Annotated in this window: 14 protein-coding genes and 1 pseudogene; 6 read left to right on the forward strand and 9 right to left on the reverse strand. The window is 68.7% G+C overall.

Annotated features, from left to right (window positions below):
• The first annotated feature begins 66 nt into the window (after positions 1–66).
• Positions 67–1,689, forward strand: a complete 1,623-nt coding sequence (locus ACWEFV_RS15960) for an LCP family protein (protein WP_450070869.1) — start codon at positions 67–69, stop codon at positions 1,687–1,689.
• Between the two features lie 6 nt (positions 1,690–1,695).
• Here the strand turns inward: ACWEFV_RS15960 and ACWEFV_RS15965 are convergent, their stop codons facing one another.
• Positions 1,696–2,862, reverse strand: a complete 1,167-nt coding sequence (locus tag ACWEFV_RS15965) for a sensor histidine kinase (RefSeq protein ID WP_450070870.1) — start codon at positions 2,860–2,862, stop codon at positions 1,696–1,698.
• A 1-nt stretch (position 2,863) separates the two neighbouring features.
• A complete protein-coding gene (locus tag ACWEFV_RS15970) occupies positions 2,864–3,514 on the reverse strand; it encodes a response regulator (RefSeq protein WP_135451415.1) in 651 nt (216 codons plus the stop codon).
• A 43-nt stretch (positions 3,515–3,557) separates the two neighbouring features.
• Between ACWEFV_RS15970 and ACWEFV_RS15975 the strand changes: the two genes are divergently transcribed.
• Positions 3,558–4,439 (forward strand): LysR family transcriptional regulator, encoded by an 882-nt coding sequence (locus tag ACWEFV_RS15975; protein WP_450070871.1) that lies wholly within the window; start codon positions 3,558–3,560, stop codon positions 4,437–4,439.
• Positions 4,440–4,485: 46 nt separating this feature from the next.
• Positions 4,486–5,754 carry an MFS transporter gene (locus ACWEFV_RS15980; RefSeq protein WP_450070872.1) on the forward strand — a complete coding sequence of 423 codons (1,269 nt, stop codon included), beginning with the start codon at positions 4,486–4,488 and terminating at the stop codon, positions 5,752–5,754.
• Here ACWEFV_RS15980 and ACWEFV_RS15985 read toward each other — a convergent pair.
• The gene (locus ACWEFV_RS15985) at positions 5,700–6,161 is read right to left on the reverse strand and encodes a nuclear transport factor 2 family protein (protein WP_135451413.1); all 462 of its coding nucleotides are present in this window, start codon (positions 6,159–6,161) and stop codon (positions 5,700–5,702) included. The two genes, ACWEFV_RS15980 and ACWEFV_RS15985, sit on opposite strands and share 55 nt — an antisense overlap.
• Before the next feature lie 55 nt (positions 6,162–6,216).
• Between ACWEFV_RS15985 and ACWEFV_RS15990 the strand changes: the two genes are divergently transcribed.
• Complete coding sequence (locus tag ACWEFV_RS15990; RefSeq protein ID WP_450071023.1) at positions 6,217–7,437, forward strand: acyl-CoA dehydrogenase family protein; 1,221 nt, start codon at positions 6,217–6,219, stop codon at positions 7,435–7,437.
• Positions 7,434–8,234, forward strand: coding sequence for a tyrosine-protein phosphatase (locus ACWEFV_RS15995; RefSeq protein WP_450070873.1), 801 nt, complete (start codon positions 7,434–7,436; stop codon positions 8,232–8,234). The genes ACWEFV_RS15990 and ACWEFV_RS15995 overlap by 4 nt, the downstream gene beginning before the upstream one ends.
• A 5-nt stretch (positions 8,235–8,239) precedes the next feature.
• Here the strand turns inward: ACWEFV_RS15995 and ACWEFV_RS16000 are convergent, their stop codons facing one another.
• Positions 8,240–8,512: a hypothetical protein gene (locus ACWEFV_RS16000; protein ID WP_450070874.1), complete on the reverse strand. Its 273-nt coding sequence runs from the start codon at positions 8,510–8,512 to the stop codon at positions 8,240–8,242.
• Between ACWEFV_RS16000 and ACWEFV_RS16005 the strand changes: the two genes are divergently transcribed.
• The gene (locus ACWEFV_RS16005; protein WP_450070875.1) at positions 8,447–8,704 is read left to right on the forward strand and encodes an Rv1535 domain-containing protein; all 258 of its coding nucleotides are present in this window, start codon (positions 8,447–8,449) and stop codon (positions 8,702–8,704) included. The genes ACWEFV_RS16000 and ACWEFV_RS16005 overlap by 66 nt on opposite strands.
• On the opposite strand, the pseudogene ACWEFV_RS16010 reads toward ACWEFV_RS16005, so the two are convergent.
• The 5 genes and pseudogenes from ACWEFV_RS16010 to ACWEFV_RS16030 all read right to left on the reverse strand — a co-directional run.
• Positions 8,596–12,876: pseudogene (locus tag ACWEFV_RS16010) on the reverse strand (cation-translocating P-type ATPase); the annotation flags it as partial. The gene ACWEFV_RS16005 and the pseudogene ACWEFV_RS16010 sit on opposite strands and share 109 nt — an antisense overlap.
• A gap of 95 nt (positions 12,877–12,971) precedes the next feature.
• Entirely contained in the window at positions 12,972–13,418 is a 447-nt protein-coding gene (locus ACWEFV_RS16015; RefSeq protein ID WP_450070876.1) for a hypothetical protein, read from the reverse strand.
• A 118-nt stretch (positions 13,419–13,536) separates the two neighbouring features.
• A complete protein-coding gene (locus ACWEFV_RS16020; protein ID WP_286174533.1) occupies positions 13,537–14,085 on the reverse strand; it encodes a YceI family protein in 549 nt (182 codons plus the stop codon).
• Positions 14,082–14,570, reverse strand: a complete 489-nt coding sequence (locus ACWEFV_RS16025; RefSeq protein WP_450070877.1) for a DUF456 domain-containing protein — start codon at positions 14,568–14,570, stop codon at positions 14,082–14,084. Before ACWEFV_RS16025 ends, ACWEFV_RS16020 begins: the two co-directional genes overlap by 4 nt.
• Entirely contained in the window at positions 14,567–15,289 is a 723-nt protein-coding gene (locus tag ACWEFV_RS16030) for a methyltransferase domain-containing protein (RefSeq protein WP_450070878.1), read from the reverse strand. The genes ACWEFV_RS16025 and ACWEFV_RS16030 overlap by 4 nt, the downstream gene beginning before the upstream one ends.

The following is a 15,289-nucleotide window of genomic DNA, read 5'->3' on the forward strand; positions in this document are numbered from 1 at the left end:
GATGTCCACCAGCCGTTTTCCCCGGTGAACGGAGTCTCAGCGAACGGCCCCATAATGGCAGGTGCCATGAACGCACCCGCCCACTCCGCCAGCGCCCCCCGGCACCGTATGCCGCGCCGCGGCGTGCGGGCTGCCCGTCGGGTGGCCGTCGGCCTGATAGCGGCAACGGTGCTGGCCGGAACCGGTGCCGGCTGGGTGTCGTACCACGGCGCGCTGGACGGCATCACCACGTCCAACGCGCTGGAAGGCGGCCCCGTCTCTTCCGGGGACACCGAGAACATCCTGATCATGGGGCTGGACAGCAGGCTGGATCAGCACGGCAACCCGCTGCCGCAGGACGTCTACGAGGCACTGCACGCCGGTGACGAGACCGTCGGCGGCTACAACGCCAACGTGCTGATCGTGGTGCACCTGCCCGGCAACGGCGGCCCGCCGACCGCGTTCTCCATCCCCCGCGACGACTACGTCGAGTTGGCCGGCTGCGACGTCGACCCGTGCAAGGGCAAGGTCAAGCAGGCCTACGGTTGGGCCTATCAGCGCGAGATGGAGTCGCTGGAGTCCTCGTCCGAAGATCCGTCGGCGAATGAGCAGCAGGCCCGTGAGGCCGGGCGCCGGGCCCAGATCGCCACCGTACGCAATCTGCTCGGAATCCCGATCGACCATTTCGTGGAGGTCACCCTCGGCGCGTTCTTCCAGATCGCCAAGGCTGTGGCGCCGATCACGGTGTGCCTCAACGCCGACACCGCGGATCCGTACTCCGGCGCCGACTTCCGAAGGGGCGTGCAGCAGATCGACGCCGCGCAGGCGATGGCCTTCGTGCGTCAGCGCCGCGACATCAATGACGAGAACTTCACCGACCTCGACCGCACCCGACGCCAGCAGGCTTTCATCGCCGCACTCGTATCGGCCCTGGGCAAGAGCGGCGCCCTCTCGAGTCCCACGATGCTGCGCGATCTCCTCAACGTCACGAAGCAGAACGTCGCGCTGGATTCCGGGTTCGATCTGGCCAAATTCGCCAGTCGGGCGTCGGCACTGACCGGTGCGCCGCCCACCCTCTACACCCTGCCCATCAAGGAGTTCGGCCAGAACTCGCTGGGTGAGGACATCAACATCGTCGACATCCACGCCATCCGGGCCATCGTGCGTGACCTGGTCGCCCAACCTGGGGGCACCACCGACGCCCCCGCAGCACCGGCGCACGTACTCGAAGGCCACGGCGCGGTGCTCGACGTCGTCAACGCCTCCACCTACTCCGGACTGGCCGCACAGCTCGAGACCACTTTCTCCGCAAATGGATTCACCCCCGGTCAGATCGGCGATGCGGAATCTCTGGCCGCCGTCACCACCATCGACTACGGGACCGGCGCCGAGGCCGCCGCCCAGTCGCTGGCCGACGAGCTGAAAGTGATCGCCACCCCGTCCTCCGAGGTGACCGCCGGGACGGTACAGCTGACGCTGGGTACCGATTTTCCCGGTGAGGACTACATGACCGGATCGGACGACTCGTCCTCGGCGAGTTCCTCGGAGTCTGAGTCGGATTCGACGTGGGGCTCGTCCGACGAGGCGGCGGAGGAAACCACCGCCAGTACGCCGGTGACCACGGTGGCCGCGACCGCGTCCGGCACCAAGTCCGCGGCTCCGACCGACCTGAGCCAGATGAAGGTCTCCGGCATTCCCTGCGTCAAATAGCCGCGGCTACAGCGTGACCCGGACCTGGGTGCCGTATCCGGCTTCCGAACTGATCGCCATCGAGCCGCCCATGGCCTCGATTCGTACCTGCAGCGAGGCCAACCCGATGTGCCCCTCGGCGACCGATTGGGCCACCGTCGACGGATCGAATCCCTTGCCGTCGTCGGCCACGGTGAGCACGACACGATCGCCCGACCGGTAGAGGCCGACCGAAATCGTGCTCGCGCCGGCATGTTTGTTGATGTTGCCCAGCAACTCGCGGGCGGCGCGGTACAGCAGGGCCTGACCTTCGGGGTGCCCGACGTCCTCCAGGTCCGCCCGCACCGTGATATCCGGCCGGGTCTCGTACTGGCGCAACAGTTCCCGCACCGCCGGGGTGAGCCCCAGCTGCGCCAGAACCTGGGGATGCAACGCGGTCACCGTGGAGCGCAGGCCGACCGCCGTCTCCTGCAGGGCGGCGTGGACCCGGTCCAGCCCAGGGTCAGGGATGCGTTCGCGGATCTCGTCGAGCTCCAGGCGTGCGGCCATCAGGATCTGCAGCGGCCCGTCGTGAAGATGTTCGGCCAGTTCGGCATTGCGCAGGTCATCGGCCCGGGTGGACTCCGATACCAGCTGGCGCCGTACCTCCATCAGCGTCCGCACCCGCGCCGAACGCCGCGCCAGCACGAAAGACAACGCCGCCGACGCGACCGCCAGCCAGGCCAGAAATCCCACGTGCATATAGACGATGTCGGGCAGACCGACGTTGTCGTCACGTTCGGAATACAGGATCCACACCGCCAGGTAGCCCAGTGCGGTGCAGCCACCGAGCAGCGCGGTCAGCCACGGACGATCCTGGAACGCAACGGAAATGGGCAACAGGAAGAACACCGGCAGCAGCGCCGCGGTAGCACCGCCCGACACCGCGCAGAGGGCGACGAGCACCAGCACGTCGACCGCGGTGGAGGCCCACTCGGCCCACGGCGGCATGGGCCCGCGGAACACCACCACCAGCCACAGCACTGCCACGGCGGTGTACACGCTCAGGATCACCGCGTACAGGACCGGTAGCCAGTGGTCGACATCCCATACCGAGACCAGCACCACGATCAGGCCGATCAGCGGCAGCCGCAGCAGCGCCGAGACCCGGACCGGTTGAGTGGTGAAGAACTCGACGACGCGCCCGCTGGCCATGTCAGTCCAGCAGCCGGCGGCGCATCGCCTCCGCGACCGCCGCGCCCCGGTCGCTCACACCGAGTTTCTCGTACAGACGTTGCACGTGGGTCTTCACCGTCGACGGGGCGAGGAACAGCTCCTTGGCCATTGCCGGGATGGAGCGGCCCTTGGCAATCAGGTCGAGCACCTCGCGTTCACGCGGGCTGAGCACCGGGACATCGGGTTCGTTGCGACGACGGATCTCGCCGGCCAGCCCGGCCGCCAGGTTCGGGTCGAGCACGTCACGGCCTTTGGCACACGACAACACGGCGTTCACCAGCTCACTGCGGGTGGACTCCTTGGACAGGAACCCGGCCGCCCCCTGCTGCAGCGCGGTGTAGACGATGGCCGACTCATCGTGCGCGGAGACCAGCAACACCCGGGTGGGCAGCTCGTCGCGGCTCACCGCGGCGGCCACCTGGGCCCCGTCGAGCTGCGGCATCCGGTAGTCCAGCAGGGCCACCTGTGGCTGATGGGTTCTGATCAATTCCAGTGCGTCGGCGCCGTTGTCGGCCTCGGCCACCACGTCGATCTCGCCGCTGGAGATCAAGGCGCGCACCACGCCTTCGCGGAACATCGGGTGGTCGTCGCCCACCACCACCCGCACCTTTTCGGCCATGCGCCACAGCATGGCACAGCGCGGGTCGGTGATCAGCGCGTTTAGAGTCGGCGGTATGCATCTGGACGAGCTGCAGTGGTTCGTGGTGCTTGCCGAGACCGAGCATGTCACCGACGCCGCAGCCGAACTCGGCATCAGCCAGCCCACCTTGTCACGCGCGCTGGCCCGGATCGAGGAGCAGGTGGGGGTGCCGCTGTTCGATCGGGTCAATCGACGGCTTCGGCTCAATGCCTACGGTCGCATCCTGTTGGAGCACGCACGTCGCAGCATCAGCGAAATCCGTACGGCCACTGAGCGAATCGCGGAGTCGCGCGATCCCGATACCGGAACGGTGCGGCTGGCGTTCCTGCATTCGCAGGCCGGCTGGTTCGTGCCCGATCTGCTGCGACGGTTCCGCGCCGAGGCTCCGTTGGTGCGCTTCGAGCTGTTCCAGGGTGCGGCCCACCAGATCGTCGAACGCCTGGCCAATGGCGAGGCCGACCTGGCGATCACCTCACCACGCCCGGAGGGTTTCCGCTGGCGCGGGCTGCACATGGAGCGGTTGTGCCTGGCTGTGCCGCGTGAGCATCGTTTCGCCCGGCGGTCCCGGATCCGGCTGGCCGACGCCGGCGCCGAACCCTTCGTGGCGCTGGCGCCGGACTTCGGGTTGCGCCAGCTCACCGATGAGCTGTGGGCCGAGGCCGGGATCTCGCCGCCCGTGGTGTTCGAGGCCATGGAGATCCCGACCATAGAAGGGCTGGTGGCGGCGGGATTCGGGGTGGCCGTCGTGCCGGTGCCGCGGCCTGAACGGGCCGAGCCGGGCGCCGCGTACATACCCCTGTCGGAGAGTTCCGCCAAACGCCAGATCGGCCTGACCTGGAACGCGGACCGCGAACTGCCGCCGGCCGCGGCCCGGTTGGCCGAATTCGTCATGCATGACGTGCATGACATTGACTAGTCTCATGCATTGGACACATCTTTGCGGGCGCCCTACCGTCGACTGAGTGTCCACCTCCCTGACCTCCGTTGACTGGCAGGGGCATTCACGTGGCTCGAACGAGTACCGGCGCCTGCTGGCCGCATTGTTCTGCGCCGGGGTCGCCACCTTCGCGCAGCTGTACTCGCCCCAGGCCGTCCTCCCGCTGATCGCCCGCGATATGGGCACCGGCGCCGCCCACGCCGCGTTGACCATCTCGGCCGCCACGGTCGGCCTGGCGCTGGGCGTGATCCCGTGGTCCGCCCTGGCCGACCGGATCGGCCGGGTCCAGGCGATGACGATATCCATCAGTGCGGCAACCGTTCTCGGGCTCATCGTGCCGTTGGCCCCGAGTGCGCCGCTCCTGCTGTCCGGCCGGCTTCTCGAAGGGCTGATGCTGGGCGGGGTGCCCGCGGTGGCCATCGCCTACCTCACCGAGGAGATCGAGGCCGGACATGCCGCCCGCGCGGCAGGCACCTACGTCGCGGGCACCACGATCGGCGGACTGGCCGGCCGCCTGGTCACCGGGCCCATCGCCGAGTTCGCCGGGTGGCGCGTCGGCGTGCTGGTGGTCGCGGTGCTGTGCGGCCTGTCGGCGTTCGCATTCGTCAAACTCGCCCCGCCCGCGCGCGGCTTCACCCCGACCCGCAGCCGCAACCTGGCCCGGCGACTGGCCGAGAACCTGCGCTCACCTCGTCAACTGGTGCTCTACAGCCAGGGCTTCCTGCTGATGGGCGGGTTCGTGGCGATGTACAACTTCCTCGGGTTCCGGCTGATGGCCGCACCGTTTCACCTGCCGCAGACCGTGGTCAGCCTGGTGTTCCTGGCTTACCTCTCGGGGACCTGGGCCTCGGCCCGGGCCGGCGCCGAGGCCACCCGGTTCGGCCGCAAGACCGTGCTGATCGGCTCGATCGCCACGATGATCGCCGGCGTCGCGATCACCCTGGCCGGCAACGTGATCGTGGTGCTGATCGGGCTGGTGATCGCCACCGCCGGGTTCTTCGGCGCGCATGCGATCGCCTCGGGCTGGGTCGGCGCGGCCGCCGGTGACGGCAAGGCGCAGGCGTCCTCGCTGTACAACCTCTTCTACTACGCCGGCTCCAGCTTGATCGGCTGGGTCGGCGGGCTGGCGTTCGACGCCGCGGGGTGGCCGGCCGTGGCCGGCACTGTAATGGGTCTGGCAGTGCTGGCCGGGGTGTTGGCCTGCACGCTCGGCGGCCACCACCCCGGCGAGCCGCGCAACTACCAGAGCTCGATGTCCCGGCCGTACTCCGACTCAGGGCGCAAACCGAAGTAACGCCGCTGCGACTCCTCGATGAGGACGTCGTTGATGCTGGCCTCGCGGCGGGCCATCAGGCCCTCCGGGGTGAACTGCCACAGTTCATTTCCGTAGCTGCGGTACCACTGGCCCTGCGCGTCGTGCCATTCGTACTGGAACCGCACCGCCATCCGGTTCTCCCGGAACCCCCACAGGCTCTTGCGCAGAACGTAGTCCAGCTCCCGCTCCCATTTGGCGGTCAGAAACTCCACGATCTGTTCGCGTCCGACGATGTGCAGGTCGCGATTGCGCCACTGCGAGTCCGGCGTATAGGCCAGGCTGACCCGCTGCGGGTCGCGGGTGTTCCAGGCGTCCTCGGCGGCCTGAACCTTCTGCAGGGCTGTTTCCAGAGTGAAGGGCGGGAAAGGCGGGCGGGTCTCGGTCATGCCACCTTTCTACCTGTCTAACCATGTGGCTATCGTGGCTGGCATGGACTTCGCGATGTCGGCCAAAGCGGCTGATTACCACTCCCGGTTGACCGACTTCATGGTGGAGCACGTTCTGCCCGCCGAAGCCTCGTACCACGCCTATCGCGACGAGAAGGGCGCAGGAGATCACACGGTGCCGCCGGTGGTCGAGGAGCTCAAGGTCAAGGCGAAGGCTGCCGGGCTGTGGAATCTCTTCCTGCCCTCGGAGTCCGGCCTGACCAACCTGGAGTACGCGCCGCTGGCCGAACTGTCCGGGTGGAGCCTGGAGATCGCCCCCGAGGCGCTCAACTGTGCGGCCCCGGACACCGGGAACATGGAGACCCTGCACCTGTTCGCCGACGAGGCACAGCGCAAGCAGTGGCTGGATCCGCTGCTGGCCGGTGAGATCCGCAGCGCGTTCGCGATGACCGAACCCGCCGTGGCGTCCTCGGATGCCCGCAACATCGAGACCACGATGCTGCGCGACGGTGCGGACTATGTGATCAACGGCCGCAAGTGGTGGATCACCGGGGCGGCCGATCCGCGCTGCAAGATCCTGATCGTGATGGGCCGCACCAATCCCGACGCCGCCTCGCATGCCCAGCAGTCGATGATCCTGGTGCCCGTCGACACCCCCGGGGTGGACATCCAGCGCTCGCTGCCGGTGTTCGGCTGGCAGGACCAGCACGGGCACTGCGAGATCGTGTTCGACAACGTGCGGGTGCCGGCCGAGAACCTGCTCCATGAGGAGGGCAGCGGTTTCGCGATCGCCCAGGCCCGGCTGGGCCCGGGCCGGATCCATCACTGCATGCGCGCGCTCGGTGCCGCCGAGCGTGCCCTGGCCTTGATGGTCGACCGCGTGCAGAAGCGCGTCGCGTTCGGCAAGCCGTTGGCCGAACAGGGTGTGGTGCGCGAGTCGATTGCCAAGTCCCGCAATGAGATCGACCAGGCCCGGCTGCTGTGCGAGAAGGCTGCCTGGATGATCGACCAGGAAGGCAACAAGGCTGCCCACGTGCTGGTCTCCCAGATCAAGTCGGTGGCCCCGCAGATCGCCTGCGATGTCATCGACCGAGCCATTCAGGTGCACGGCGCGGCCGGGGTCAGCGACGACTTCCCGCTGGCCCGGCTGTACTCGTGGCACCGCGCCATGCGACTGTTCGACGGTCCCGACGAGGTCCACATGCGGACCATCGCCCGAGCCGAGCTGGGCCGGGAGAAGTCACCTCTGGCAGCAGCGGCGGTGACTGCGCAGTGACCGCCCAACTCGGAGAACTGTCGGGGGCGTGGAATTTTCGGGACGTCGCCGAGATCACCGGAACCCGGCCCGGACTGCTGTACCGCTCCAGTGAGTTGAGCCGGCTGTCCGACGTCGGCCGTGAGGAGTTCCGCCGGATCGGCATCACCGATGTGGCCGATCTGCGTTCGGGCCGGGAGGTGCAACGGCACGGACCGGGCCAGGTGCCCGACGGCGTGTCGATCCACCTGCTGCCGTTCCACCCCGACGATTCGTCGAATCAGGAAGCGCCGCACGAGTCGACGTTCCAGCGGGTGATGTCCGAGTCACCCGGCGACGAGGACGTCAGCGAATCGGCCAAGCGCTACATGACCGAGGTGTACGAGGAGTTTCCCACCCTGCCCGGCGCGCATCTCGCTGTGCGCCAGGTGATCTCCCTGCTGAGCCAGGAGCGTCCGGTGATCGCGCACTGCTTCGCCGGCAAGGACCGGACCGGATTCACGGTCGCCACGGTGCTGCACGCCGCCGGTGTCGACCACGACCTGGTGATCGCGGACTTCCTGCGTAGCAACGACGCGATTGCGCCGCTGCGGGAACGGATCCTGGAGAACGTGCGCGCCCGGTCCGAGGGCACGCCCGAGGTGATCACCTTTGCCGAGGCACGGTTGACCGACGAGGTGCTCGGTGTGCGCGAGGAGTACCTCGCCGCGGCATGGCGCAAGCTCGACGAGGCGTACGGCTCGGTGGGAGGTTTCCTCGAGGCGGCCGCGGTATCGGCGCAGGAGGTGGCCGCGCTGCGGTCAAACCTGCTCGGTTAGGCCGGTCACACCTCCTCGAGCGCTTCGCCCAGCTGCTCGGCGATTCGGCTGTGCTCGTTGTGCATCAGCATGTGTCCGGCGCCGAGCAGCACCGCCACCGGCCAGTCGATGATCTCGACGGCCGCCAGTATCCCCAGCGCGCCGTAGTAGGCCAATTGCTCAGGGTGAGGCACCTTCACCCGGCCCACCACCGGCAACGTCATCGTGAATCCATGGGCATCGCGCACGGTGCGCACCGCGTCGCGGTGTCCTTTTGCCGATTTCGAATTTTCTGTCATTGGTCACCTTTCGGTCACGTCGACTTCGACATCTCGACTTGTCGACTTCGCAGCGTGAGAGGCGTGAGTACATCAGGTTCCGGTGCGCCCGCCGATCCGTTGACCGACGCCGTTTCCCGGGTCTTGGCCGTTCCATTGCGCGAGCTGTATGCGGTGCTGTGGCGCTGCGGGGTGCTCGACATCGACGACTGAGGCGGCTCCTGCCACAGCGGGGTGAACCTCGACACCAGCCGGGGCGCGACCGCGGCGATGCCGGTGGCCACCCCCGCCGCGGTGAGCGCCTGCGCCCATCCGAGTGGGTCCAGCGGGGTGCAGCCCAACAACTCGCTGACCCCGGGTGTGCTGATCGCCGCCGCCAGTGACACCAGGGAGCCGGCCGCGGTGGCGATCACCAGGGGGCTGTGCGAGTCGATCAGGGTCTGGGCCAGCTGGGTGGACACCAGTGCCACCAGCCCGACCGTGGAGGCGCGCCGGGGTGCCAGCGGGAAGCCCGCCGACAACCAGGCCCCGGTGGCCGCGCCCGCCGTCGCCGCACCCCGTATCGCTACCGTTCGCCACAACTCGGTCCGGTCGGGCCCGTGGCCGGCGCCCGGCGTCGATCGGGTGGTGGAACTGACCGCCAGCGCGGCGGCCGGCAGCGCATCGGTCATCATGTTCACCAGCAGCAGTTGCCGGGTGTTGAGCGGCGACCGGCCGGTGAGGGCGCTGCCGATGATCGAGAACACCACTTCGCCCGCATTGCCGCCGAGCAGTACCGCCACCGCAGCCTGAACCCGGCGCCACAGCAGGCGGCCCTCATCCAGCGCATCGATCAGGGAACCGATCTGCCCGTCGAGAAGCAGCACGTCGGCCGAACTATTGGCCGGGTCGCTGCCGCGCCCGGCCACCCCGATACCCACGGTGGCGGCCCGGATGGCTGCGGCGTCGTTGGCCCCGTCGCCGACCATGGCACAAACCTGGCCGGTGCGTTCCAACGTCTGCACGATCTGCACCTTGTGCTCCGGCGACATCCGGGCAAAGACCCGGCGTTCCCGCACGGCGCGTTCCTGGCTGCGCCGTGGCATCGCCACCCATTCCTCACCGCTGATGACCTGATCCGCGGTGACCGAAAGGCCCAATTCCGCGGCGATCGCGTTCGCCGTAACCGGGTGATCCCCGGTGATCAGTCGCACGCCGATCTTGCTCTCCCGTAACGATGCCAACACCTGGGCCGCTTCAGCCCGGGGCGTGTCGGACAATCCCACCAAGCCGACGAACCGCAAGCGCCGGGCACACAGCGCAGCCAGCTGGTCGGCATCGGCTCGGCCCCGTTCGGCCTGCGACGGGGTCAGCGTGCGTTGGGCCACCGCGAGCACCCTGAGTCCACTTCGCGCCATCTCGTCGACCGCGCGCCCGACGGCGGGGTCCAGTTCACCGCAGGCGGCCAGCACCACCTCGGGTGCGCCTTTGACAGCCAGCTCGTCTCCGAGCAGCACGGCCGAGAATTTTCGGCCGGAGCGGAACGCCAGATATGTGCCGATCCCGTTGGGCGCCAGACGAGTAGCCGCCTCGGCCACGGCCGCGTCGGTTGCGTGTTCGTAGCGGTCGCCGTTCTTCGGCGGGGTGGCCGCAGCGGCGCAATCGAGCACGTGCTGTTCAGAAGCCGCGCCACCCACCGTCCGTACTTGGGAAACCCGAAGACGGTTCTCACTGAGCGTGCCGGTCTTGTCGAAACACACCACGTCCACCCGGCCGAGCGCCTCCACGGACCGCGGACTGCGGACCAACGCCCCGGCGCGAGTCAGCCGTCGCGCCGATGCCTGCTGGGCCAAGGTCGCCACCAACGGCAGCCCCTCGGGCACAGCGGCCACCGCGACCGCCACACCGCTGGCCACCGCATTTCGCAGCGGCTGCATGCGCAGCAGGCCCAGCCCGCTGACCAGGGCGCCACCGGCAATGCTGAAGGGCAGGGCCCGGTTGGTGAGCTCGCGCAGCTGCGTCTGCAGGCCGACCGCCGGACAGGCGCCGTGCCCGATATCGGTAGCACGGCGTGCCTGGGTGGCATCGCCCACCTCGGTCACCACGGCGACCACGGTTCCGGCCACCAATGTCGTTGTGGCATAAAGCATGCAGTAACGCTCGGCGAGGACGGCGCCGGGAGTGGCCTCGACCTCTTTGGGCACCGGCAGCGATTCGCCGGTGAGCGAGGCTTCATCGACCTCGGCATCGATCGCCTCGAGGATCCGGGCGTCGGCCGGCACCACTTCCCCTGGACGCACCTCGATGACGTCTCCGCGCCGCAGCAGCGTTGCTGCCACACTCTCGTAGCCGTCGCGATCACGGTCACCGACAACTCGGCGAGCGGGCGGATCCTGAACCGCCAACAGCCGGCTCAGCAGCCGCTCGGCCCGCACTTGCTGGGTGGCCGCAAGCATGGCGTTGCCGGTCAGCACCGACCCGACCAGAATCGCGTCCACCGGTGAACCGAGCATTGCGCTGGCGGCCGAGCCGATGGCAAGCACCGGGGTCAGAGGATCGGAGAGCTCCGCGCGCAGGGCGGTGACGAGTTCCACCAGCTGCCGAGGTACGGCACTCCGGTGCCCTCGCGCCTCTTGAGACTCACCCCCGCGCGAACCACCCAGTGAGCCAGTATCTTCGGCGACTCGACCGAGTACCTGCCCGGGTGTCATCGCGTGCCAGTCTTCGACGGATTCCGCCTTGGGTTCGGCATCCAGCATGATTCTGCGTGCCAGCCAGAATCCATTGACCAGGCCTGCCGCGGCACCCACGGTCACCGGTCCGGGACCCCGGCCGCGAACGCCGGGCACCATCAGGAGCGCACCGAGCAGCGTCCCTCCGGTAGCGAGTTCGACACCACGCTCGCTGGCCCGACGCGCGGCGGGCATGGCATGCAGCAGACGCCACACCCCGGAGAGATCGGCGGCCAGGACGTCGGCCTGCCACGGGGTGCCGGCGTGCCGGCTCAGCAACCCGACCGAGAAATCCGCGGCACACAGCGCGCGGGCCGCGTCCACCGACAGCACGGCCACGGTGCGACCGTCGCGCTGCAGGGTGTCGACCGCACGCGCCAGAGCCGAATCGATGTCGGTGTCGGCCTGGTGCAGATCGTCGAACGACGAACGCAGGTCACCGAGTTCATCGAGATCCAGGGATACCGCCTGCGCGCCTGCGCGACGGACCTCGGCCAGCACACCGTGGGCGCGCGGGTCGTGACTGTGGCACACCAGCACCCGCCCCCGTGACCTGCCGTTCCGCACGGCTCCGGCGAAGGCCGGTGTCACCGGGTGCCAGCCGGCGGAGAGCTGACCCGCCTGCAGCTGGTCCTGGGCCCACTGCCACACCGCGGCACGATCGGATTGGGCGACATCGCGGAATTGCCCCACCCGCAGCTCTTCGGTGGTCAGCACCCGGGGGTCGACCACCACGGCGTCGACTCGGTCGAGGGTGCGTAATGCGTTGGGCCGCAACGGAACCAAGTCTCCACGGTCGGCCAGGCCACGACCGAGCGTGCTGGCGAAAGCCTCACGAGAGTTGCGCGCCGCCTTGGGCGCGGTCACGACGGTAGCGGTGGCGGCGGCGCCGAGATCTCGCGTCAGTACGCCCACGGCGGCAGCGGCTGCCGCCTGCGCCCGACCGCAACGTTCGGCATACCGCTCCACCACCCCGTCGGGCAGCGGGCACGGACGTGGCCTCACGGGCACCACCGTGCGACAGTCGGCGTGCGCCGCCAGCCGCGGCTCGACTGCCTGCCAGGCGTCGGCAGCGGCGACCGCCTCGGCGAGCTGGGAGAGGTGCCGGAGGAATTCCACGGTGACCGCCGCGGGAGCCTGGGTGAGCGCATACACGGTGGCGGCACCGATGCTCAGGACAGCGTCGGCGCCCTGCTGGCCGAGTCGGGCTTCGATCACCGCCCGCACCTTCGGCTGGTAGTCGACGGCGCTGATAGCCGCCATCACGCCGTCCGGCAACCTCGGCAGCATCAGCGTGCGGCCCAATACCGCGGCACCGATGCCGATACCGCTCGCCGCCGCGGCGACGCCTTTGAGGACCAGCAGAATTCCGTCGCCCGGCAGGTCGTTGGGCCGCGGTCCTGACGTCGGGGTCCCCACCGTGGATTCAGCGTCGGCCACGATGCCACACAGCCGGGGCAGGTCGATCCCGTCCGGGTCGATGTCGTCGAGCTCGATGACCACGCGCGACAGCGGATAGTTCAGTTGTGCCGAGCGCACCTCGGGCCGGGCGCGGAGTTCGCGCAACACCACGGCCCCGATCCGCCGGCCGCCCTCGGTCTGCAGCCCGCGCACCTCGATCCAGCACCGGTCGGTGCCGCGCCAACACCGGCGGGCGGGGGCACCACCGACCATCTCCACTGCCGCCGCGAGAACCGTCTGCACCGGCTGCACAAAAGGTGCCGCAGCCAGGGCGGCTGCGCCGTTGATGATCCGGCCGATCGCGGTGATCACTTAGAGCGGGTCGCCGCCCCAGTACGTCGAGCCGTCGAGCGGCGACCCGCGGCTTTGGCTGCGCTGGTTGCCGAAGAAGGCTTGGTCGTCGACGACGACTTGGGCGCCGAGGAACGCTTGGGCGCCGATTCCGCGCGGGGCGCTGCCCCGGCCCGGCCGTTCCCTGAGCGTTGATTGAGCTCGTGTACGACCAGCGTCGCCCCGCCGACGGTCAACAGCACCGGCCATTCGACGAGGCCTGCCGCCCCCACCGCGGCCAGCGTGAGTGCGGCCGCGGCAGGCGATCTGCTGCCTTGGCTCACCCCACTGCGAATACCGGCGCCAACCCCTTTGATTCCCCCGACCACTCCACTGACGGCTGCGCCGCCTACTGCTCCAGCAGCCGCGGTGGCGGCGTCAGCGGTCCGGCTTACCACCTGGACGGCGCCTGAGACGATGTTCATGATTCGGACTCCTCACGTTCACCGAATCAACAACTACCCCCTCAGCCCGCGCTCTACACCTGGGTTGGGCAAACCTGACAGGAACTTGCCAGACCGGGACGCAGCAGCTTCCGCCGGACTACGCGGCGCCACGTGCCACGGTGGCAGCAAACGTGACGCGCACCTCGTCGGCCACCTTCATCGCGCCCATCAGCATCGAGTACTGCTTGATGCCGAAGTCGCTGTGCCGCACGTTGGCCTGACCGGAGATGCGCCAGGAGTCGCCGTCCGCGTCAACCCGGACATCGACAGCCTGGTGGGCGTTGTCACCGGAGATCTCAAGGGTCCCGACGATCCGATAAGTGTCGGCTTCGTGGACGATCTCGGTGGATCGAAAGATCGCCAGGGGGAATCGCTTCGCGCGCAACGTCTTCAGCGCATTGGATCGGATCAGCACCTTCTCGGCACCAGACAACGGAGTCATGCCGCCCTCACCCCTCAACACGTCCAGGGAATCGAGGTCGACGGTCACCTCCACCGCCGCCGGCTCCTCGCCATCCCATTCCACGGTCGCGTGCCAGGAGCGCATCGCGATCGTCAACCGATGGCCCATCCGCGACGCACTCCCCGTCACGCCGGTACGCAGCAGCAGTTCGCCCGAGTCGGGGCCCAGGTTCCACTGCGTCACGACGCGATCACCAGACCCGCCACCCACGTGATGGTCGCCAGGAGGGCTCCGGTCAGCTCGACACCGACCGACAGCGCAACTCCCTTGAGCGCGTGCACAGTTGACGTCCAGGCCCGCCGGTAGTCACGACGTGCGGCCAACTCCGCCAGGTACACACCCGCGACGAAGCCGATCACCAACCCGATCACCGGGATGACGAAGAAGCCGATCAGGCCGAGGACCCCACCGGCCACCAGGCTCCACATCCCCACCTCGGCGGCCCGCATCCGCCGGACCGGCCACGCGTACTTGATCACCTCGGCCGTCACGAAGAACACGGCCGCCACGCCGAGCGTCACCCACGACGCCGTGGTGTGTTCGACGACGGCCCACACCGCGATCGCGGCGAATACCAGAAACCCGCCGCCAGGCAGGACGGGCAGCACGATGCCGATGAGTCCGACGGCGATTACAAGTGCGACAAGAACAATTCCGAGTGTGCTCACGGTTTCTGCCCGCGCACCCACTGCATGGTGCCCATGGTCTTGGAACGTACCCGCTCCAGGCCGAGCCCCTCGAACCGATCGGCGAGCTCATCTTCGGCGAAGAAGCGGGCACCGCCCTTCGAGAGCAGCCGCGCGGGCCCCCGGGTCATCGCCGTGGGCACCATGATCGCCATACGTCCGCCGGGGCGCAGCACCCGCACCATCTCGGCCAGTGCGGCCTCGGCGTCGGGGATCAACTGCAGCACCGCAATCGAGGTCACCGCATCGAAGACGCCATCCCGGAACGGGAGCTTCTGAGCGTCGGCGCGCACGAAACCGACCTGCCGACCCGCTTCGGCCTCGACCGCACGCGCCAGCATGGGCTCCGAGATATCCACACCGAGCGCGTACCCGTCCAGCCCGGCCGCCCGTGCCAGCGCGGCCGTCACGTTCCCCGGACCGCTGCCGACATCGAGCGCGACCCCGCCGGGCGGGATGTCGAGCCATTCGGTGGGCTCCTGCCACGCCGTCAGCACCTTGCGCCCGATCCCCTGGGCACCGTCATAGAGCATCGACCCGACCGGTGACGCCCACATCTTCTGGATGAATCCCGCATTTTTGGGGGCGTCGCTCCCGTCCCCCAGCAGATCGAGATACCCCTTGCTGACTTCCGGCTCGGCCGGCGGATCGATCAGGAGGTCCAGCGCCTTGCGCAATGCCCCACTCGATGCGGTGTCCAC

It is taken from the genome of Mycobacterium sp. NPDC004974, assembly GCF_053600815.1.

What these genes read in the sequence shown, in the direction of transcription:
- ACWEFV_RS15960 (WP_450070869.1), top strand. Translation starts at nt 67, where the DNA reads ATGAACGCACCCGCCCACTCCGCCAGCGCCCCCCGGCACCGTATGCCG.
- ACWEFV_RS15965 (WP_450070870.1), bottom strand. Translation starts at nt 2,862, where the DNA reads ATGGCCAGCGGGCGCGTCGTCGAGTTCTTCACCACTCAACCGGTCCGG.
- ACWEFV_RS15970 (WP_135451415.1), bottom strand. Translation starts at nt 3,514, where the DNA reads ATGCTGTGGCGCATGGCCGAAAAGGTGCGGGTGGTGGTGGGCGACGAC.
- ACWEFV_RS15975 (WP_450070871.1), top strand. Translation starts at nt 3,558, where the DNA reads ATGCATCTGGACGAGCTGCAGTGGTTCGTGGTGCTTGCCGAGACCGAG.
- ACWEFV_RS15985 (WP_135451413.1), bottom strand. Translation starts at nt 6,161, where the DNA reads ATGACCGAGACCCGCCCGCCTTTCCCGCCCTTCACTCTGGAAACAGCC.
- ACWEFV_RS15990 (WP_450071023.1), top strand. Translation starts at nt 6,217, where the DNA reads ATGTCGGCCAAAGCGGCTGATTACCACTCCCGGTTGACCGACTTCATG.
- ACWEFV_RS16005 (WP_450070875.1), top strand. Translation starts at nt 8,447, where the DNA reads ATGGGCATCGCGCACGGTGCGCACCGCGTCGCGGTGTCCTTTTGCCGA.
- ACWEFV_RS16000 (WP_450070874.1), bottom strand. Translation starts at nt 8,512, where the DNA reads ATGACAGAAAATTCGAAATCGGCAAAAGGACACCGCGACGCGGTGCGC.
- ACWEFV_RS16015 (WP_450070876.1), bottom strand. Translation starts at nt 13,418, where the DNA reads ATGAACATCGTCTCAGGCGCCGTCCAGGTGGTAAGCCGGACCGCTGAC.